We start from the raw sequence: 19994 nt of genomic DNA, 5'->3' as shown, positions 1-19994 counted from the left end.
GTGTAACGGAAAGGAACGAGCGCTCATGCGCGAGATCCTCGGAAGGCGACGCAGGCTCCTGTCCAGGCTCGGCAGCAGAAGGCCCGGCCGGAGTCCCTCAGCGATCGGCGCGGCCCTGACCTTCGCGGCCGACTGGCGCTGGCCGGTGGTCCCCGGCGTCGGTCTCGACAGCCGCGGCGTCGGCCGCTGCGCCTGTCCCGACCCCGACTGTGCGGTGCCCGGCGCGCACCCCCTCGACCCGGGCCTCCTCGCCGCCACCACCGACGCACGCATGGTCCGCTGGTGGTGGACCAACCGGCCGCAGGCCCCCGTCGTGCTGGCCACCGGCGGCCAGGCCCCGTGCGCGGTCAGCTTGCCCGCCGTCGCCGGGGCCCGCGCCCTCGCCGTGCTCGACGAGACGGACATCCGGCTCGGCCCGGTCGTGGCCACCCGGGACCGCTTCTTCCTCCTCGTCGCGCCGTACTCGATGGCCCAGTTGGGCGAGCTGCTGTACGCCAAGGACTTCGTGCCGGGCTCGCTCCGCTTCCACGGCGAGGGCGGCTACCTCGCCCTGCCGCCCTCGGCCACGGGCCAGGGCCAGGTGCGCTGGGAGCGGGCACCCCTTCCGGGGTCGGCCGCCCCGTGGGTGCCGGATGTGGAGGCGGTCGTGGACGCGGTGGTCGACGCCCTCACTCGTACGGGTGTGAGCGCGCCCGAGTTGTAGGGGAAATGGGCGCGCGGCGAACGGCCCGCGCCCCGGCCGCAGTTAACCTCGGGGCCCATGACCCCCCGCCTGATCGCGCTTCTCGGCGTCGTGGCCGCCACGGTTCTCCTTCCGCTCGCGGCCGCCTCCGCGGGGTCCCTCGGCGACGCGGTCGACGGGGTCGGCACGGTCGACGCAAAACCGACCGTCCACTCCCCCGAGCCCACCCCCCGGCCCGCCGTCGAACCCTCCGTGAAGCCCACCCCTGAACCTTCCGGGGCCGACCCGGACGACCCGGACAAGTCCCCGAGGAAGCCCCCGGAGAAGCCCCGGGGGCAGTCCCTGCTGTCCGGGCTCGGCCTCACCACCGCGGCCCGGTGCGGTCCCGAACTCACCTCGCCCGACGGCATCGAGGCACAGACCTGTGTGCTGAGCCAGGGTCACGACACCTGGGCGCGGACCTACTACCGGAATGCGACGGGCGAGGAGCTCAGCGCCGTCCTGACCCTGATGAGCCCCGGTGGCACCGTGGAGATGCACTGTGCGGTGGGCGCGGACGACGAGCCGGGGGCGTGCGAGACACCGCGGGAGCGCACGGCGGGCGAAGCGGAGCGGTACGCGGCGGTGGCGGAGTTCGCGGCCGCGGGCGAGGAGGCGGGGGAGCACGGTGCGCTGCTGCTGCGCTCCGGGAGTAACTCCCCCCGTCCGCAGGGCAGTTGAGAGCCGAACGGTTTCGGGCATAAAAAGCGCCCGGTTGCTGGCGACGGGGGATGCACCAGCAACCGGGCTATCTGAACGGTAACAAGAGATCGGCTCTTGGCAAATTCGATCTCAGTTATCCGGACAGGGATTTACCTGTGGTTACGGGGAGTTGTGACAGGAGTCACGCATTCCCCTCTTCCTGTGGATCAGCTGAGCGTCACCTGGCGGTTGGTGAGACCACCGCGGGCGCGGCGCTCCTCGGGGGTGAGCGGGGCGTCCGAGGCGAGGGCCGTGGCGAGCCGCTCGGCGAACTCGGCGGCGGGCTTCTCGACATCGGCCGCCGTCACCCCGGTGGGCAGGTCCCACACCGGCACGGTCAGGCCGTGCGCGCGGAACGACCCGACGAGGCGGGTGCCTTCACCGAGGCCGGAGGTCCCGGCCGCGTGCAGCCGGGCGAGCGCGTCGAGGAGCTTCTCCTCCGGGTGCGGCATGACCCAGCGCAGGTGGTTCTTCTCCGGGGTCTCGCACCAGTACGCGGCGTCGACGCCGGCGAGCTTGACCGTCGGGATGGCCGCGGCGTTGGCCCGCTCCAGGGAGGCCGAGACCTCCGCCGAGGCGTTGTCCGAGTCCGGCACCCAGAACTCGAAGCCCTCGTGCACGACCGGCTCGAAGGCGGCCGCCGGGTCGAGCAGGTCCTGCAGGCGCGGGCCCTCGGCGGGGGCGCGGCGGCCCGCGACCGGGTTGCCCGGCTCGGCCGCCAGGGCGCGCTGCAGGGTGTCGGCGAGGTCGCGGCTGATGTCGCCGGACGAGGTGTCGTTCTGCAGGCCGAGCAGGACCGAGCCGTCCTCGCGGCGGAGCGCGGGCCAGGCCATCGGCAGGACCGTGGCGAGCTGGACCGAGGGCACGCCCTCGGGCAGGCCGTCCTTCAGGGTCAGTTCGACCGTCGCGGCGGGCACGAGCTCGCGCAGCGCGATCCAGTCGCCCTCACCGGCCAGACCCTCGAAGGGCCGCTGCACCAGCTCGGTCACGGCGTGCGAGGCGGCGCGGCCGTGACATGCCTTGTAGCGGCGGCCCGAGCCACAGGGGCAGGGCTCACGCGCACCGACCACAGGGAAGCTTCCATCAGCGCCTGCGGCGCGGGCTCCGGCGCTGAGCTGAGGCTTGCCCTTGGTCTGGGGGCGCTTCTTGGCCATCTTGGGTGTCTCCCGGTTGCGACTCTCGTGCGTACGGGCGCGAGCCTAGTCGGCCGGAAGGCCGCCGGGATCACTGTGCGTCGTCCGGGATCCGGTCCGCGTCCGGTCCGCGTCTCAGTCCGCGTCGTCGAAGGCGTCGGCGAATCCCAGGTCGGGTATCGCGGAGGCGGCCGGGGCTGCGACGCGCGTAGCGAAATCCTCGGAGCGGTGCCCCGGTTGTACGACGACCCAGACGGTGACCTCGCCGTGGATGTCGTCCCGCACCCCCCACGCGTCGGCGAGCGCGGAGATGATGTTGAGCCCGCGGCCGCCGTGCGCGGTGACCGACGGCTTCGCCGGTGCCGGGCGGGTGGGTCCGCCGCCGTCCGTGACCTCGACCGTGAGCCGGCCCGTGCGGTCGACGCGCCAGGCCGCCCGGACGTCACCGTCCCCGGACAGGCCCTCGCCCAGCGGGCGGCCGTGCCGGCACGCATTGCTGAGCAGTTCCGAAAGGATCAGTACGGCGTCGTCGATGACCGATTCCGACACCCCGCTGACGCGCAACTGGTCGCGCATCCTGTGTCTTGCCTCGCCCACGCCCGCAGGGCCATGGGGAACGGCCATGCTCGACGACGCGGGCACCTCCCGTGCCACCACCAACGCCACCCCCGAGACCTCCTTTGCCCCACGCCACGGTGTGAATGCCCCAATGGACTGGACCGGAAACCGGCCAACCCGTGTCTGGTGACGCACTCGTAACGATCGAATACGGACCGAACGCGCCGGTGCACTCCCTGTAACGGAAGTTAGCCACGGCCCAGTTGGGACAGGACCTGCTTCGGGCGGTTGGTGATGATGGCGTCCACGCCGAGTTCGACGCAGAGCTCGACGTCCTCGGGCTCGTTCACGGTCCATACGTGGACCTGGTGACCGGCCCGCTTCAGCTTTGCGATGTACGCGGGGTGGTTGCGGACGATCCGGACGCCTGGGCCCGCGATGCGCACGCCCTCGGGGAGGCGGCCGTCGCGGTGGCGGGGCGAGACGAACTGCATCAGATAGACGGTCGGAAGCGTGGGTGACGCGGCCTGGACGCGGAGCAGGGAGCGCGCCGAGAAGCTCATGATCCGCACCGGGGAGGACTCCGCCGTGGCCGGGGCGTCCAGGCCGAACCGTTTGAGCAGCAGCAGGAGCCGCTCCTCGACCTGGCCCGCCCAGCGCGTGGGGTGCTTGGTCTCGATGGCGAGCTCGACGCGGCGGGGCGCGTCGGCGACGAGTTCGAGGAGCCGCTCCAGGGTCAGGACGGAGGTGTCCTCCCAGTCCGGTCCCTCCCCGTCCCCGTCCTCGTCGTCCGGGTTCTTCCAGGAGCCGAAGTCGAGGGCGGCGAGGTCGGAGAGCTCCAGGGCCGAGACGGCGCCGCGGCCGTTCGACGTACGGTTGACGCGTCGGTCGTGGACGCAGACGAGATGGCCGTCGGCGGTGAGCCGGACGTCGCATTCGAGGGCGTCGGCGCCGTCCTCGACCGCCTTGCGGTACGCGGCGAGCGTGTGCTCGGGGGCGTCCTCGGAGGCGCCGCGGTGGGCGACGACCTGGATCTGGTGCTGTCGTGCGAGGGTCACCGCGTCATGGTGCCACCGGGTGATTCCGGATGCGTCCTCGAGGAGCGGGTACGCGCACGAGCGACGGTTCCGGGCCGCCGCCTGGATCTGTCCCGGATGCGTGTGATTCGTCCCGCATCAAAGATGGGCACCGGACGGTGGCGCCGAACGCACAGCAACGGCTTATGGTGCCCTGACAGCCCATGGGAAAAGCTGACCGCAGACTTACCCATACAGGTGGGCCGTGCACGACGAGAACGACGCAAGCGACAACAGCGCGGATCGACCGGATCGAGGAGAGAGAGCTGTGAGCACCGAGAACGAGGGCACTTCGGTTCCCCCGGCCCCGTCCGCACCTCCTGCTTCGGCGGAAACTCCCGCGTCCCCGGCCGACCCCAAGGCCGCCGCGCCGGAGGATGCCACCCCCGCGGCCCCCGCCCCCGCGGCCCCGCCCGCCGAGCCGGCCGCACCGCCTGCCGTACCGGCCGCGCACCCCGCCGAGCCGGTCACGCACCACTCTCCGGAGTACGCGGGCGCGACGGCCGGGGCCCCGCAGCCCGGCGGCCCGGCCCCGCAGGGTGGAGCGGGCGGACACGGCGGCCAGATCGGCCACGGCGAGCACGGCGTGTACTCCTCGCCCCCGCCCGCCGGGGGCTGGCCGCCGCCTCCGCCGCCGGCCGTCCCCTCGTACTCCCAGGGCGGAGGTTCCGGTTCCGGCTGGGGCGCCTCCTATACGGCGGATCACCCGCAGCAGCCCAAGCCGGGCCCCCGGCGTGGTGGGCTGGTCGCGGCCGTGCTCGCGGCGGCGCTGGTCGCGGGCGGTGTCGGCGGCGGCATCGGCTACTGGGCGGCTGAGCGGAACGACAGCGCGTCGACCGACTCGACGACGGTCTCCGCATCCGACTCCCCCGCCGACCTCAAGCGCGAGCCCGGCTCGGTCGCGAGCATCGCGGGCAAGGCGCTGCCCAGCGTCGTCACCATCGAGGCGCAGGGCGGCAACGGAGAGGGCGGCACGGGCACCGGCTTCGTCTACGACAAGCAGGGCCACATCCTCACCAACAACCACGTGGTGGCGTCGGCGGCCGACGGCGGCAAGCTCGCGGCGACGTTCTCGAACGGCAAGAAGTACGACGCCGAGGTCATCGGCCGCGCCGAGGGCTACGACGTGGCGGTCATCAAGCTCAAGAACCCCCCGTCGAACCTGCAGCCGCTGCCGCTCGGCAACTCCGACAAGGTCGCCGTCGGCGACTCGGCGATCGCCATCGGCGCCCCCTTCGGCCTGTCGAACACGGTCACGACCGGCATCGTCAGCGCCAAGAACCGCCCGGTGACCTCCAGCGACGGGGCGAGCCCGAAGAGCTCGTACATGAGCGCGCTGCAGACCGACGCGTCGATCAACCCCGGCAACTCCGGCGGCCCGCTCCTGGACGCCCGCGGCGCGGTCATCGGCATCAACTCCGCGATCAAGCCCGCCGACAGCGGCGGTCTCGGCGGCTCCGGCCAGGGCGGCTCCATCGGCCTCGGCTTCGCCATCCCGATCAACCAGGCGACCAATGTCGCCAAGCAGCTGATCAAGAACGGTCAGGCGGTGTACCCGGTGATCGGCGCCACGGTCTCCCTGGAGGAGTCCACGGGCGGCGGCGCCACCATCCCCCGGCAGGGCACGAACAACTCGGACGCGGTCACGCCGAACGGCCCGGCGGACAAGGCGGGCCTCAAGCCCGGCGACGTCATCACCAAGCTGGACGACCAGGTGATCGACAGCGGCCCGACCCTGATCGGCCAGATCTGGACCCACCAGCCCGGCGACACCGTCAAGATCACATACAAGCGGGACGGCCAGGAGCACACGGTCGACCTGACCCTGGGCAAGCGCAAGGGCGAAAGCTGACCCGCTACTCTTGACCCCGCGCCACGCCCTCGATCGGGGCGGACGGCGCGGGGTGGGTTGCCCGAGCGGCCTAAGGGAACGGTCTTGAAAACCGTCGTGGCAGCGATGTCACCGTGGGTTCAAATCCCACACCCACCGCGGTGGTTGAGAGCCCCTGACCGGCGAGATCCGGTCAGGGGCTCTCTTCGTGCCCGCCTCTTGGCCGGGCACCGCGTGTTCAACTCCCCTTGTCAGGCCAGCTGTTCGAGCAGCAGGGCGGCGCCGATCGCGATCATCATGGCACCGGAGGCGCGGGTGACCGCCCGGGCCGCCGTGGGGCGGGCCTTGAGGACGGTGCGGGCCAGCACGCCGACCGTGAGGTAGACGACGGCGCAGGCGGTCATGTGGACCGTGCCGAGCAGTCCGGTCTGCGCGGCCACCGGCCAGCTGCTCGTGGGGTCGATGAACTGGGGGAAGAGCGAGAAGTACAGGAGCAGGGCCTTCGGGTTCAGGCCGCTGATGCCGGCTCCCTTGAGCATGACCTGCCGACGGGAGGAGGCCGACACCTCCGAGTCGTCCGCCGTCGCGGTCAGCGTCGGCGGGTTCCTCAGCACGCCCCAGCCCAGCCACACCAGATACCCCGCCCCGGCGACCGTCAGCGCCGTGAGGACCGTCGTCGAGCTCGCCACCAGGACCACGAGCCCGGCGACGGCGAGCAGTGTGTAGCCCACGTATCCGGCTATCAGCCCGGCGACCGCGGGGACGACCGAGCGGTCCCGCAGGCCCGCCGCGATCGCATAGGCCCAGTCCGCGCCCGGGGTGAAGACCAGCAACAGGTCCACCGCCAGGAACGCCGCCAGCATCGTCGTGTTCATCGGCCGGTTTCCCGCCCCTCTCCCGTTCCCCGTTCCGTGCCTGGCCCCACGGGTGTGCCGGGGGCCGAAAGGGAGATTAGGCGCGATGCGGCCGAAAGTGTTTCTGTCTTTTGCCCCGTATCCCGGGATGTCGGGGAAGATATGTCCCGTGGACGCACTTGACCGCAAAATTCTTACCGAGCTCCAGCTGGACGGCCGTCTCACCGTCACCGAACTCGCCGCCCGCGTGCAGCTGAGCGTCTCGCCCTGCCACCGCCGGCTGCGCGAGCTCGAACGCGCGGGCGCCATCCGCGCCTACCGCGCCGTCGTGGAGCCGGCGGTGGTCGGCCTCCACTTCGAAGCCCTCGTCTTCGTCACGATGCAATGGGAGGACAGCGACACGGTCACCGCGTTCGAGGAGGCCGTGGCCGCCGTCCCGCATGTGATCCAGGCCCAGCGGCTGTTCGGCGACCCCGACTATCTGCTGCGCGTCGCCACCGCCGACCTCGCCGCCTTCCAGCAGCTCTACGACAAGCAGCTCGCCACCCTGCCGGGGGTGCAGCGGCTCACCTCCACCCTCGTCATGAAGCATGTGGTGGACGACCGGCCGCTGCCCGAGTGAGGCAGGTGGGCCGATCGTCCGTACGCCGGGGCTCCCCCCCGTCGGCGTCAGGCGTGGCCCGTCAGCCGCGCCGCTGACGCGATCGTCGAGCGGGCCTCCCGCTCCGTGAGGCCCACGCGGACGGCGGCGGCCGTGAGTTGGGGCGCGAGGTCGGGACCGATCCCGTTCTCGTACGCGCGGCAGGCCGCCCAGAAGAGCCGCGTGTTGCGCTGGCCCTCGTGCGCCGCGAGCACGAACTGGACCAGGCCCTGGCCCTGTTGGGGTCCGGCGGCGGGAGCCGCGTGCCGGGCCGTGCGGGGCGGGGGTGTGAGCAGGCGCAGGAGCGCGGGCGGGCACGGGGCCGGGGGGAGGTGGGCCGTGCCGGGGACCGTGCTGTAGGTGCCGTGCGTGGTGCGGGAGCCGGGTCCGACCAGGTAGCCGCCCGCACCCCGGATGTCGATGCCGGGGGCGAGCCGTCCCGCCGAGTTGGGCACGACGGTGTCGGGCGGGCCCGCGAGCCAGATGTGCCGGCCGCCGCTCGGGGTCACCACGACGACGGTCTCGGGGATCGTGAACAGATGGCGCAGGGCCAGCTCGCGCAGGGCGGCCGGGGCGTCGGTGCCGGACTTGGTGTCCAGGTCGATGCCGATGAGGTGGTGCGGGGGCAGCCCGCACGCGATGCCGTAGCCGGTCGCGTGCGGGGCGGCCGCGAAGAGCTCGCGGATGCGGACGGGGTCGCTCGTCGCGTCGTACACCCCGTGGCCGGGGCGGCCGCACTCGCCGTGGCAGGGCGGCTGGTGAGGGTGGTCCGCCTCGTCGTGGTGGGGGGAGCGGATCGCCGGGAGCTTGGTGGCCGAGAGCGGAATGACGGCCAGGCCGCGCTCGGCGGCGGAGAGCGCGTGGGCGAGGGCGAGCGCGGCGGTGTGCCGGACGCCGGGGCCCCCGCCGAGGGAACCGCCGGGTGGCGCGGGTGGCGTGCCGCCGGGTGCCGGGGGGTCGGATGCCGGGGCACCGGATGCCGGGGGGCCGGGTGGCGTGGAGGGCCCGCCCGGCGTCGCGGGGGAGTCGTCCGCGTGGTCGTCCGAGTGGTGGTCCGCGCGGTCGTGCGGGTGGTCGTCCGAGTGGTCGTGGCGGTCGTCGCGGTCGGTGGTGCCCATGCCTCCATGTTCGTACAAGTGTTCGATGAAGGGAAGGGGGCAGAGCCGTACGGGGGGCCGTGCGGCTCCGCACGCCGGGGCGCCGCCCCCTCCCCGTGCCGCCGACGGAACGCTTCGCCGCTTGGGGTGCCGGGGCCCGGCCGGGCCGACGGCCGCTGAGCTGCGCGGTTGGGGGCGCGAAGCGTGTTTATCGACTTGTCCTCACGCTTGCGGGGGAATCGGCCCATCCGGGGTGGTTCGCCGGGGATTCGGTGGGCAACTCTGGACTCGCGACGTCGTGCACCGGTCCCAGGGCCGGGAACAGACCGAGGCGGTCGGCCAACTGCCTTGGAACAAGCCGTACTTCGGGTGCGTCCGGCACTCACTCAGCATCACCCCGCCGGATCGCGCCTCTTGTTCAGGAGGAAATAGACATGGCAAGCATCCGTACCGCCCGCGCTCTCGCCGCCGTCGCGGCCCTGCCCCTCGCCGCCGCTCTCTTCTCAGGTGTCGCGACAGCGGACAACGGCTCCTTCGCGGACGACGGATCGAACGCGAGCGTGGCCACGGTGAACGGCAGTGGCGTCGCCGGCGACAACAACGGCAACAACGCCACCAACCAGCAGGTCGCCACCGGCTCCGGCGCGTCCAACCAGAACAACAACGCCCAGGTGAACGGCTCCGGCTTCACGGCGATCGACCAGTCGAACGAGAACATCGCGGTCAACTTCACCGAGCTGTGGTGAGCGGCGGGCCCCGGGACTGCTCCCCCCGGGGCCCACGCCGTCACGCCGTTGCGCCATGGCTCAACGGGGGTGTGTGACGTACTGCGCGGCGGTGCCCGAGGCGCCGCCGCGCAGGCGTGTCCGGGTGATCCCTCGCCCTTGACAGTGCCTGGTTTCTGACGGACAGTCAGAAACCATCTTCGGTACGACAAGGAGAGGCCGCCGCCGTGCACCTCGCCCCGACCGCACGCCAGCAAGAACTGCGCGCCGAACTGCGCGCGTACTTCCGCGACCTCATGCCGGACGGGCCGCCCGGACTTGAAGGCACCGCCGACACCGACGAACAGCGGCGGCTGCTGCGCCGCATCGGCGCCGACGGCATGCTGGGCCTCGGCTGGCCGAAGGAGTACGGCGGCCAAGGACGCGGCCCCGACGAGCAGTTCGTCTTCTTCGACGAGGCGTACCGCGCCGGTGCGCCCGTCTCGATGGTCACCCTGAACACCGTAGGGCCGACGCTCATGAAGTACGGCACCGCGGAGCAGAAGGACTTCTTCCTGCCGCGCATCCTCAGCGGCGAGCTCGTCTTCGCCATCGGCTACAGCGAGCCGTCCGCGGGCACCGACCTCGCCTCTCTGCGCACCAAGGCCGTGCGCGACGGCGGCAGTTGGCTGATCGACGGGCAGAAGATCTTCACCTCCAACGCCCAGAACGCCGACTGGATCTGGCTCGCCTGCCGCACCGACCCCGAGGCGCCCAAGCACCAGGGCATCTCGATCATCCTCGTGCCGACCGACGCGCCCGGCTTCTCCTGGACCCCCATCGAGACCGTGGGCGGACTGACCACGACGGCCACCTACTACGACGGCATCCGGGTCCCCGCCGGGAACCTCGTCGGCGAGGAGAACGGCGGCTGGGGCCTGATCACCAACCAGCTCAACCACGAGCGCGTCGCCCTCGCCGCGATCGGCATGCAGGCCGAGGACTTCTACGCGGCCGCGCTCACCGCGGCCACCACGCCCGACCCCGTCACCGGCCGCCGCCGCGCCGACGCCCCCTGGGTGCGCGCCCGTCTCGCCGAGGTGCACGCACGGCTCGCGGCGACCCGGCTGCTCAACTGGCGCCTGGTCGGCGACGTCGGGGCGGGGCGGCTCGCGCCGGGCGACGCGAGCGGCGTGAAGTTCACGGGCACCGAGTCGGCCGTGGAGGTCTACCGGATGTGCCAGGAGGTGGTCGGGGAGGCCGGCCTCGTGCGGAGCGGCTGCCAAGGGGCCTTCGCCGACGGGGAGTTGGAGCGGATGAACCGGGCCGCGCAGATCAACACCTTCGGGGGCGGGGTCAGCGAGGTCCAGCGGGAGATCGTCGCGACGATGCGGCTCGGGATGCGGAGGGGACGGCGGTGACAGCCTTGAGCGAGGACACGCTCCACGAGCAACTGGCGGCATTCGAGGGCAAGTCGGCGGCCGAGGCGGGGCTCGGCCGGGACCTGGTCAACGAGCCGATGATCCGGCACTGGTGCGAGGCGATGGGCGACACCAACCCCGCGTACGCGGGGCCCGACGCCGTCGCCCCGGCCACCATGCTGCAGGCGTGGACGATGGGCGGGCTCTCCGGCCACCAGGGGCGCTCGGACGCGTACGACGAGCTGTTCGCGCTGCTCGACGGCGCGGGCTACACCTCGGTCGTCGCCACCGACTGCGAGCAGGAGTATCTGCGGCAGCTGCGGCCGGGGGACGAGATCACCTTCGACGCGATGATCGAGTCCGTCTCCGAACGCAAGACGACCAGGCTGGGGACCGGGTACTTCGTCACGACGCGGATGGACGTGCGGGCGGGCGGCGAACTCGCCGGGACGCATCGCTTCCGGATCCTCAAGTACATTCCTGCGGCGCGGAAGCAGGAGCAGGAGCAGGAGCAGGAGCAGGAGCAGGAGCAGGAGAAGGAGCAGGAGCGGAAGCAGGAGCAGAAGCGGAAGCAGGAACAGGAGAAGGAGCAGAAGCGTGAGCGGTCCAAGGCCGCGCGGCCTCGGCCCGTCATCAACCGCGACAACGCCGGTTTCTGGGACGGCGTCGCCGCACACCAGCTGCTCATCCAGCGCTGCGGCGGCTGCGGCACCCTCCGCTTCCCCTGGTTGCCCGGCTGCAACGCCTGCGGCGGGCAGGAGTGGGACACGGTCGAGGCGAGCGGCGCGGGCACCGTCTACTCGTACGTCGTGATGCACCATCCGCCCTTCCCGGCCTTCGACCCTCCTTACGCGGTCGGCCTCATCGAGCTCGCGGAGGGCGTGCGGATGGTCAGCAACGTGGTCGGGGTGGAGCCCGGCGAGGTGCGGGTCGGGATGCCGGTGCGGCTGGAATTCCTGCGTGTGGACGAGGAGTTGGAGCTGCCCGTGTTCCGCCCCGTCGAGGGGGAGGAGGGCTGACATGGACTTCACGCCCACGGAGGAGCAGGAGGCCGCGCGGCAGCTCGCCGCGGAGGTCTTCGGGGACCTCGCCACGCCCGAGCGGCTCGCGGCGGCGGGCCGGGACAGCGACCCCGAGCTGTGGAAGGCGCTCTGCGCGGCCGGACTGGTCGGCGCGGTCGAGGAGGTCGGGCTGCTGGGACTCGTACTGCTCCTTGAGGAGCAGGGGCGGACGACGGCCCAGGTGCCGTTCGCGGCGAGCTGTGTGTACGGGGTGCTCGCCCTGGCGGCGCACGGCAGCGCCGAGCAGCGGGATCGGCTCCTGCCCGGACTCCGGGACGGTTCGGTGGTCGTGACGGGCGCCCTCTTCGACGGTCAAGTGACCGAGGAGGGCGGCAGGTTGAGCGGGGTCGTGCCCTGGGTGCCGTGGCTGCGGGACGCCACGCATGTCCTCGTCGCGGCGGGAGCCGGCCTGTGGCTGGTGCGGGCCGCCGACGCCGCGCAGGAAGCGGTGGAGCTCACCGCGCCCTGGGCCGCCGGGCGGCTGACCCTTGAGGGGATCCCCGGAGAGCGGGTCGGGGGCGCGGGGGCGTACGAGGATGTGCTCGCCACCGCCCGTACCGCCTTCGCCGGGGTGCAGGCGGGGGTGTGCGCGGGGTCGCTGGCGCGGGCCGTCGCGTACACCAATGAACGCGAGCAGTTCGGCAAGCCCCTCGCCGCCAAGCAGGGCGTGCAGCTCAAGGCGGCGGACGCGTACATGGACACGGAGGCGATCCGGGTCACGGCGTACGAGGCGGCCTGGCGCCGGGACAGCGGACTCCCCTACGGGACGCACGCGCTGACCGCCGCCTGGTGGGCCTCGGAGGCGGGCAAGCGCGTCGTGCACGCGGGGCAGCATCTGCACGGCGGCATGGGCGCCGACGTCGAACACCCCGTGCACCGGCACTTCTTGTGGGGCAGGCAGCTGGACGCCTATCTGGGGTGCGGGAGCGAAGTGCTGGAGGAACTGGGTGAGTCGATAGTGGAGGAGAGCTCGTGACCGGCGGCGGGGGAGAGCTCGTGACCGGCAGTGAAGGAGAGCTCGTGACCGGCAGTGAAGGAGAGCTCGTGACCGGCAGTGAAGGAGAGCTCGTGACCGTCGTCGACGCGGAACTTCCCGCGCTGGAGATCCCCATCACCCGCACCCTGATCGTCGCCGGGGCCATCGCGTCCCGCGACTACCAGGACGTGCACCACGACGCCGAACTCGCGCGGGCGAAGGGCTCACCGGACATCTTCATGAACATCCTCACCACCAACGGCCTGGTCGGCCGCTACATCACCGACCACTTCGGCCCCCGCGCGGTCCTGCGCAAGGTGGCCATCAGGCTCGGCGCCCCCAACTACCCCGGCGACACCATGGTGTTGACCGGGACGGTCGAGCGGGTCGAGGGCGAGACGGTCACCGTCAAGGTGGTCGGCGCCAACCGGCTCGGCAAGCACGTCACGGGCACGGTCGTGGTCGCGGTGTCCCAAGGGGGTGCCGCATGAGTGCGCGGACGCGGGACACCCTCGGCGGGAAGGCCGCCGTCGTGGGGATCGGGGCGACCGAGTTCTCCAAGGACTCCGGGCGCAGCGAGCTGAAGCTGGCCGTCGAGGCCGTCCAGGAGGCGCTCGACGACGCCGGGCTCACCCCCGCCGACGTCGACGGCATGGTCACCTTCACCATGGACACCAACCCCGAGATCACCGTCGCCCAGGCCGCCGGGATCGGGGAGCTCTCCTTCTTCTCGCGCATCCACTACGGGGGCGGCGCGGCCTGCGCGACCGTGCAGCAGGCGGCCCTCGCGGTGGCGAGCGGCATCGCCGAAGTCGTCGTCTGCTACCGGGCGTTCAACGAGCGCTCGGGGCGCCGCTTCGGCTCCGGGGTGCAGCACCGCGAGCCCTCCGCCGAGGGCACGGCGCTCGGCTGGAACCTCCCCTTCGGCCTGCTCACCCCCGCCTCCTGGGTGGCGATGGCGGCCCAGCGCTATCTCCACACCTACGGGCTCACCCCCGAGGCCCTCGGCCATGTCGCCGTCACGGACCGCAGGTACGCGGCGACCAACCCGAAGGCGTACTTCCACGAGAAGCCGATCACCCTCGCCGACCACGCCGCCTCGCGCTGGATCGTCGAGCCGCTGCGGCTGCTCGACTGCTGCCAGGAGACCGACGGCGGGCAGGCGATCGTCGTCACCAGCACCGAGCGCGCCCGCGACCTGCCGCACCGCCCGGCCGTGATCAGGGCGGCCGCGCAGGGCGCCGGGCGCGGCCAGGAGCAGATGACCAGCTTCTACCGCGACGACCTCACCGGGCTGCCCGAAATGAGCGTCGTGGCACGGCAGTTGTGGCGCACCTCCGGTCTTTCCCCGTCGGACATCGACGTCGGGATCCTCTACGACCACTTCACGCCGTTCGTGCTGATGCAGCTGGAGGAGTTCGGCTTCTGCGGGCCGGGCGAGGCGGCGGAGTTCGTACGGGAGGAGCGGCTGCCCCTCAACACCCATGGCGGGCAGCTCGGCGAGGCGTATCTGCACGGCATGAACGGCATCGCGGAGGCGGTGCGGCAGCTGCGCGGCACCTCCGTGAACCAGGTCGGCACCGCCGCCCACACCCTCGTCACGGCCGGGACCGGGGTCCCCACATCGGGGCTGATCTTGGGGTCGGACGGCTGAACGCGGCGCGTGTCCGGGGCCGGGGTGCGGGCCTCGCGGGCCCCGGGCACGTTCACTCGCCGTATGGGCTACCGAAAGATGATCATTGCACTGTTGCTGGGGGTGCTCCTCGTGCTCCCGGAGCCGGGCCTCGCCTCGGCCGCCCCCGAGGCACCCGTACGGGCCGCCGGGGCGGCCAGGACCCCCGTCTTCCAGGGCTGGGCCTTCGACTCCTGCCTCGCCCCGCCCCTGGACACCATGCGCCGCTGGCGTGCCTCCAACTACCGCGCCGTGGGCGTCTATTACGGCGGCCGGGGCCGCGCCTGCCAGCGCCAGCCGAACCTGAGCCGCTCCTGGATGCGCACCGTCAAGCGCATGGGCTGGCGGGTCCTTCCCGTGTACGTCGGCTCCCAGGCCCCCTGCGTCACGGCCCAGCACAAGAAGGGCGTGCGCATCGGGCGCCACCCGGTGCGCCAGGGAACCCGCGAGGCGCGCGACGCGGTGCGCCGGGCCCGCTCGCTCGGCATCCGGCGACGCAGCCCGCTCTACCTCGACATGGAGGCGTACACGTACAAGAAGGCCGCGTGCGGGCGCACCACCCTGTCCTTCGTGCGCGCCTGGGACCGCGAGGTGCGCCACCGCGGCTACGTCCCCGGGTTCTACAGCAGCGCCGACTCGGGCGTGCGGCACATGGAGGTGGCCCGGCGCGCGGGGGTGCGGGACCTGCCCTCGGTGATGTGGTTCGCGCGCTGGCACACCAGGCCCCACCTGTACCGTGAGCCCTCGCTGCGGCGCCACGCCTGGCATCCGAGGCGGCGGATCCACCAGTACGCGGGCAATGTGAAGGAGCGGCACGGCGGCCGCACCCTGGTGATCGACCGCAACCTGGTGCACGCGCCGGTGGCCAGGATCCGATAGTGCTCTCATGGGGCTCACGGTGCTTGCGGGGGGCGGCGCCTGAGGGGTGAACCCTCAGGGGTTCACCCCCGCTCCTCCACCTACAGGAGGTGGGGCTACCTCCACTCGTACAACCTGAGGCGGACGTCGCTTCGGGACCTGCGGCCGATCCGCCGAAGTAGGGGGCGCTTCTAGCGTGGAGCCATGACCGCATCCATGGTGACCGTGTGCACCAGCGCATCGACGCCCGCGATGGGCAAGGCCCACAAGGCCCCGGCTCCGGCGGTGGCCACGGGCCCGCAGGGTTCCCCGGCTTATCCGTCGTTCGCTTCCTACATGCGGGCCCGCCAGGCGGTACTGCTGCGCACGGCCCGCTCGTTGACGGCGAATCCGAACGACGCCGAGGACCTGCTGCAGACCGCCCTCACCAAGACGTACGTGGCCTGGGACCGGATCGAGGACCACCGCGCCCTCGACGGCTATGTCCGCCGCGCCCTCCTGAACACCCGGACCTCGCAGTGGCGCAAGCGCAAGGTCGACGAGTTCGCCTGCGACGAGCTGCCGGAGCCGGAGGTCGTCCCGGCCACCGACCCGGCCGAGGAGCAGGTGCTCCGGGACGCGATGTGGCGGGCGATCATGAAGCTCCCGGCCCGGCAGCGCGCGATGGTCGTCCTGCGGTACTACGAGGACCTGAGCGAGGCGCAGACGGCCGAGGTGCTCGACGTGTCGATCGGCACGGTCAAGAGCGCGGTGTCGCGGGCGCTCGGCAAGCTCCGCGAGGACCCGGAGCTGACTCCCGTGCGTGCGTGACCTGGCTCCGGCCCACGCCTGAACTGTGCCGATCCGGTGGCGCAGACTGATCGATCATTCCCGGCGGTAGTGACATACCAAGTGGTATGCGGCGAGAATCCCCTCAGCCCCTACTGCTCCGTAGCGCCCACCGGGAGGACGCCGTGCAGAGCACGATGCAGGACGTACCACTGACCGTGACCCGCATCCTGAAGCACGGGATGACGGTGCACGGCACCTCACAGGTCATCACCTGGACCGGAGACGGAGCCCCGCACCGGCGCAGCTACCGGGAGATCGGCGAACGCTCCGCCCGCCTGGCCCACGCCCTGCGCGACGACCTCGGTGTGCGCGACGGCGACCGGGTCGCGACCTTCATGTGGAACAACGCCGAGCACGTCGAGGCGTACTACGCGGTCCCCTGCATGGGCGCCGTCCTGCACACCCTGAACCTGCGGCTCCCCGCCGACCAGCTGTCCTGGATCGTGAACCACGCGGCCGACCGGGTCATCCTCGTCAACGGCTCCCTCCTCCCGCTGCTCGCGCCCCTGCTCGCCCAACTCCCCACCGTGGAGCACGTGGTGGTGAGCGGCCCCGGCGACCGCGCCGCCCTCGACGGCGTCCGGCCCCAGGTGCACGAGTACGAGGAGCTGCTCGCCGGCAAGCCGGACACCTACGACTGGCCCGAGCTCGACGAACGCACCGCGGCCGCCATGTGCTACACCTCCGGCACCACCGGCGACCCCAAGGGCGTCGTCTACTCGCACCGCTCCATCTATCTGCACTCGATGCAGGTCAACATGACCCAGTCGATGGGTCTGACGGACGTGGACACCACCCTCGTCGTCGTCCCCCAGTTCCACGTCAACGCCTGGGGGCTGCCGCACGCCACGCTGATGGCCGGGATCAACATGCTGATGCCGGACCGCTTCCTGCAGCCCGCCCCGCTCGCCGAGATGATCGAGACGGTGCGGCCCACGCACGCCGCCGCCGTCCCCACCATCTGGCAGGGCCTGCTGGCCGAACTCACCGCGAAGCCCCGGGACATCGCCTCCCTCACCCAGGTCACCATGGGCGGCGCGGCCTGCCCGCCGTCCCTCATGACGTCGTTCGACGAGCTCGGCGTGCGCGTCTGTCACGCCTGGGGCATGACGGAGACCTCCCCGCTCGGCACGGTCGCCCACCCGCCGGCCCACGCGCGCGGCACCGACGAGGAGCTCGGCTACCGCCTGACCCAGGGCCGCTTCCCCGCCGGAGTGGAGGCCCGCCTGGTGGGCCCCGGCGGCGAACACTTGCCGTGGGACGGGGAGTCGGCGGGCGAGCTGGAGGTGCGCGGCCCGTGGATCACGGCCAGCTACTTCGGCGGCGTGGACGGCGAACCACTGCGGCCCGCCGACAAGTTCAGCGAGGACGGCTGGCTGAAGACCGGCGACGTCGGCGTGATCAGTGCCGATGGCTTCCTCACCCTCACCGACCGGGCCAAGGACGTCATCAAGTCCGGCGGCGAGTGGATCTCGTCGGTCGAGCTGGAGAACGCCCTCATGGCCCACCCGGACGTCGCAGAGGCCGCCGTGGTCGCGGTCCCCGATGACAAGTGGGGCGAACGGCCGCTCGCCACGGTCGTGTTGAAGGAGAACGCGACCGTCGACTACCCCGCCCTGCGCGACTTCCTCGCCGACGCCGGGCACATCGCCAAGTGGCAGCTCCCGGAGCGCTGGGCGATCGTCCCCACCGTCCCCAAGACCAGCGTCGGCAAGTTCGACAAGAAGGTGCTGCGCCAGCAGTACGCGGAAGGCGAGCTGGACGTCACGACGCTCTGAACCGGACAACGTCAGGACGCTCTGAACCGGACAACGTCACGACGCGCTGAACCCCCGCGCACCACACAGGGGTTCAGCGCGCCCTGCGTATCGTCACCACCCACCCCAGCAGCAGCCACACCCCCGCGACGGCGCACACGCCGCCCCAGCCCTGGTGCGTGAACGCCGTCGCGGCCAGGGCCGAGGCGCTCGCGCCGCCCGCGAACCCGGCCACCACATAAGCGGTGTTGGCGACCGCGGGGGTGGAGGTCGTGGTCAGTGCGACCGTCTGGTTCGCGACGTGCGAGGCGACCAGGGCCGCGTGGATGAGCACGGCCGCCGCGCACACCGCCCACAGGGCGCTGCCGCCCAGCCAGAAGAGCGGCACCGACACCGCCGCGAGCCCGAACGCCGCCCGCACCACCCGGGCCGCCCCGAACCGGTCGACGAGCCCGCCCGCGAGCGGCGCGACCACGCTGGCCGAGAGCCCGAAGAGGCCGAAGAGCCCGGCCGTCGCCGTCGACAGGCCGTAGTGGCCACCGGTCAGGAGCAGCGCGAGCGACGTCCACAGCGCGCTCCACGCCCCGTACATCCCGGCCTGCCGGACGCAGGAGCGCCACAGCTCGGGGGAGGCCCGCAGCACCGTCGGTATCCGGACAAGTCCGCTGAACAGCGGGCCCGTGCGCACCGGGCGCTCCGCGGGCAGCGCGGCCGCGGTGGTGAGGCCGAGCACCGCCGTGAGAGCGGCGGCCCCGAGGAAGACGGCGCGCCAGCCGAACGCCTGGCCCGCGAGCCCGCCCAGGACCCGGGCGGCCACGATGCCCGTGAACAACCCGGCGATGATCGCCGCCACATGACGCGCCCGCCGGTCCGCGGGGGCGCGCGCGGCGACCAGCGGCACGAGCAGCTGCGGCACGACCGTGGCGGCGGAGGCCACGAGGACGGCGGCGGCGAGCGCCGTCGCCCCGGTCGCGGCCGCGCCCAGGCCGAGCGCGAGCGTCGTGACGACCGAGAGGACCGCCACCAGGCGGCGGCGGTTGACGCTGTCACCGAGCGGGGCGAAGAACAGCAGCCCCGCCGCGTATCCGAACTGCGCCACCGACGCGATCCACGCGACCCCCGACGCGGTCGAGCCGAAGTCGCGGGCCATCAGCGGCAGCAGCGGGGCGGCTATGTAGATGTTGGCCGCCGTCACGGCCGTACAGACGGCGATGAGGGTGAGGAAGAGGCCGGGCGGCACGGACCGCCGGGTTCGTGTGACCGATGAGGCCGATGAGGCCGGGGCGGCCTGGGTGTCCCGAGTGGCCCGGGACGCGGCGACAGAAGGCATGTGCGGCAGAACTCCTTTGTAACCAACTGGTTGGTTGTAAGAAGTCTGGGGCCTGCGGGCGCACCTTGTCAACCAACTAGTTGGTTGCCGCGTCGGGTACCCTTTGGCCATGGCAGTGAGAGACGCCGAGGCGACCAAGGCCCGGATCTTCGAGGCGGCCGTCGCCGAGTTCGCCCGGTTCGGGATCGCGGGCGCCCGCATCGACCGCATCGCGAGCGAGGCGAAGGCCAACAAGCAGCTGATCTACGCCTACTTCGGCAACAAGGCGGAGCTGTTCACGCAGGTCCTGGAGCAGCGCATGCTCGAGATGGCCGCGGCGAACCCGGTCGACGCGGACGACCTGGACGGCTGGATGGACCGCCTCATGGACTACCACGCGACCCATCCCGAGCTGCTGCGCCTCCTCTTCTGGGAGGGCATCGAGTACAACGACGAGGAGCTCCCGGACGAGGCCGCGCGCCGCGACCACTACGACCGCAAGGTCGCCGTCCTCGCCGACGCCCAGCGCCGCGGCGTCATCGGCGACGAGATCCCGGCCGCCGATCTGCTCTTCATGGTCGTCGCCCTCGCGGGCTGGTCCACGGCGGTGCCGCAGATGCGCCGCATCCTCGTGGGGAACGAGTCGGAGGACCGGGCCCGCCTGCGCGAGTCGATCAAGACGGCGGCCCGCCGCATCACCGCCAACTGACGCACGTCGTAAGGCATCGACTGACCCACGTCGTACGGCACCGACCGGCGCACGTCGTACGTCACCAACTGACGCACGTCGCAC

20 protein-coding genes and 1 tRNA gene are annotated in these 19994 nt (G+C 72.2%); 15 read left to right on the top strand and 6 right to left on the bottom strand.

Features of this window, described 5'->3' with window-relative positions; genetic code table 11:
• Positions 1-25: 25 nt before the first annotated feature.
• Complete coding sequence (locus ACFWYM_RS02470; RefSeq protein WP_384829043.1) at positions 26-703, top strand: bifunctional DNA primase/polymerase; 678 nt, start codon at positions 26-28, stop codon at positions 701-703.
• Between the two features lie 57 nt (positions 704-760).
• Positions 761-1402, top strand: coding sequence for a hypothetical protein (locus ACFWYM_RS02465; RefSeq protein ID WP_384829041.1), 642 nt, complete (start codon positions 761-763; stop codon positions 1400-1402).
• 188 nt (positions 1403-1590) lie between these two features.
• On the opposite strand, the gene ACFWYM_RS02460 is transcribed toward ACFWYM_RS02465, so the two are convergent.
• The 3 genes from ACFWYM_RS02460 to ACFWYM_RS02450 form a co-directional block, all read right to left on the bottom strand.
• Positions 1591-2577, bottom strand: a complete 987-nt coding sequence (locus tag ACFWYM_RS02460; protein WP_384829039.1) for a DUF5926 family protein — start codon at positions 2575-2577, stop codon at positions 1591-1593.
• A gap of 114 nt (positions 2578-2691) precedes the next feature.
• On the bottom strand, positions 2692-3309 hold the full coding sequence (locus tag ACFWYM_RS02455) for an ATP-binding protein (protein ID WP_384829037.1): 618 nt from the start codon (positions 3307-3309) through the stop codon (positions 2692-2694).
• Positions 3310-3362: 53 nt separating this feature from the next.
• On the bottom strand, positions 3363-4172 hold the full coding sequence (locus ACFWYM_RS02450; protein WP_384829035.1) for a glycerophosphodiester phosphodiesterase: 810 nt from the start codon (positions 4170-4172) through the stop codon (positions 3363-3365).
• 286 nt (positions 4173-4458) lie between these two features.
• On the opposite strand from ACFWYM_RS02450, the gene ACFWYM_RS02445 reads away from it, so the two are divergent.
• Complete coding sequence (locus ACFWYM_RS02445) at positions 4459-6042, top strand: S1C family serine protease (protein ID WP_384829033.1); 1584 nt, start codon at positions 4459-4461, stop codon at positions 6040-6042.
• Positions 6043-6093: 51 nt separating this feature from the next.
• Positions 6094-6180: transfer RNA gene (locus ACFWYM_RS02440), tRNA-Ser, on the top strand.
• A 92-nt stretch (positions 6181-6272) separates the two neighbouring features.
• Here the strand turns inward: ACFWYM_RS02440 and ACFWYM_RS02435 are convergent.
• Positions 6273-6896 (bottom strand): LysE family translocator, encoded by a 624-nt coding sequence (locus tag ACFWYM_RS02435; protein ID WP_384829031.1) that lies wholly within the window; start codon positions 6894-6896, stop codon positions 6273-6275.
• Between the two features lie 148 nt (positions 6897-7044).
• Here ACFWYM_RS02435 and ACFWYM_RS02430 point away from each other — a divergent pair, with 148 nt between their 5' ends.
• Positions 7045-7497 carry an Lrp/AsnC family transcriptional regulator gene (locus tag ACFWYM_RS02430; protein ID WP_384829029.1) on the top strand — a complete coding sequence of 151 codons (453 nt, stop codon included), beginning with the start codon at positions 7045-7047 and terminating at the stop codon, positions 7495-7497.
• 47 nt (positions 7498-7544) lie between these two features.
• Here ACFWYM_RS02430 and ACFWYM_RS02425 read toward each other — a convergent pair whose 3' ends face one another.
• A complete protein-coding gene (locus tag ACFWYM_RS02425; protein WP_384829027.1) occupies positions 7545-8633 on the bottom strand; it encodes a bifunctional DNA primase/polymerase in 1089 nt (362 codons plus the stop codon).
• A gap of 413 nt (positions 8634-9046) precedes the next feature.
• Between ACFWYM_RS02425 and ACFWYM_RS02420 the strand changes: the two genes are divergently transcribed.
• The 9 genes from ACFWYM_RS02420 (at position 9047) to ACFWYM_RS02380 (ending at position 17913) form a co-directional block, all read left to right on the top strand.
• Positions 9047-9358: a hypothetical protein gene (locus ACFWYM_RS02420; RefSeq protein WP_384829025.1), complete on the top strand. Its 312-nt coding sequence runs from the start codon at positions 9047-9049 to the stop codon at positions 9356-9358.
• 206 nt (positions 9359-9564) lie between these two features.
• On the top strand, positions 9565-10737 hold the full coding sequence (locus tag ACFWYM_RS02415; RefSeq protein WP_384829023.1) for an acyl-CoA dehydrogenase family protein: 1173 nt from the start codon (positions 9565-9567) through the stop codon (positions 10735-10737).
• On the top strand, positions 10734-11756 hold the full coding sequence (locus tag ACFWYM_RS02410) for a bifunctional MaoC family dehydratase N-terminal/OB-fold nucleic acid binding domain-containing protein (RefSeq protein WP_384829020.1): 1023 nt from the start codon (positions 10734-10736) through the stop codon (positions 11754-11756). The genes ACFWYM_RS02415 and ACFWYM_RS02410 overlap by 4 nt, the downstream gene beginning before the upstream one ends.
• A 1-nt stretch (position 11757) precedes the next feature.
• Positions 11758-12774, top strand: coding sequence for an acyl-CoA dehydrogenase family protein (locus ACFWYM_RS02405; RefSeq protein ID WP_384829018.1), 1017 nt, complete (start codon positions 11758-11760; stop codon positions 12772-12774).
• Positions 12775-12866: 92 nt separating this feature from the next.
• Positions 12867-13265, top strand: a complete 399-nt coding sequence (locus ACFWYM_RS02400; RefSeq protein ID WP_384829414.1) for a MaoC family dehydratase — start codon at positions 12867-12869, stop codon at positions 13263-13265.
• Entirely contained in the window at positions 13262-14428 is a 1167-nt protein-coding gene (locus ACFWYM_RS02395; protein ID WP_384829016.1) for a lipid-transfer protein, read from the top strand. The genes ACFWYM_RS02400 and ACFWYM_RS02395 overlap by 4 nt, the downstream gene beginning before the upstream one ends.
• A 78-nt stretch (positions 14429-14506) precedes the next feature.
• Positions 14507-15325, top strand: coding sequence for a DUF1906 domain-containing protein (locus ACFWYM_RS02390; protein ID WP_384829014.1), 819 nt, complete (start codon positions 14507-14509; stop codon positions 15323-15325).
• Between the two features lie 231 nt (positions 15326-15556).
• Complete coding sequence (locus ACFWYM_RS02385) at positions 15557-16114, top strand: SigE family RNA polymerase sigma factor (RefSeq protein ID WP_384829413.1); 558 nt, start codon at positions 15557-15559, stop codon at positions 16112-16114.
• A 143-nt stretch (positions 16115-16257) separates the two neighbouring features.
• The gene (locus ACFWYM_RS02380) at positions 16258-17913 is read left to right on the top strand and encodes a long-chain fatty acid--CoA ligase (RefSeq protein WP_384829011.1); all 1656 of its coding nucleotides are present in this window, start codon (positions 16258-16260) and stop codon (positions 17911-17913) included.
• A gap of 73 nt (positions 17914-17986) precedes the next feature.
• Here ACFWYM_RS02380 and ACFWYM_RS02375 read toward each other — a convergent pair whose 3' ends face one another.
• A complete protein-coding gene (locus ACFWYM_RS02375) occupies positions 17987-19222 on the bottom strand; it encodes an MFS transporter (RefSeq protein ID WP_384829010.1) in 1236 nt (411 codons plus the stop codon).
• A gap of 109 nt (positions 19223-19331) precedes the next feature.
• Between ACFWYM_RS02375 and ACFWYM_RS02370 the strand changes: the two genes are divergently transcribed.
• Complete coding sequence (locus ACFWYM_RS02370) at positions 19332-19910, top strand: TetR family transcriptional regulator (protein WP_384829008.1); 579 nt, start codon at positions 19332-19334, stop codon at positions 19908-19910.
• Positions 19911-19994: the final 84 nt, after the last annotated feature.

It is taken from the genome of Streptomyces sp. NPDC059009, assembly GCF_042740175.1.
Classification (GTDB): domain Bacteria; phylum Actinomycetota; class Actinomycetes; order Streptomycetales; family Streptomycetaceae; genus Streptomyces.
Note: the sequence above shows the minus strand (reverse complement) of the source record. Positions and strands in the feature narration are given on the sequence as shown.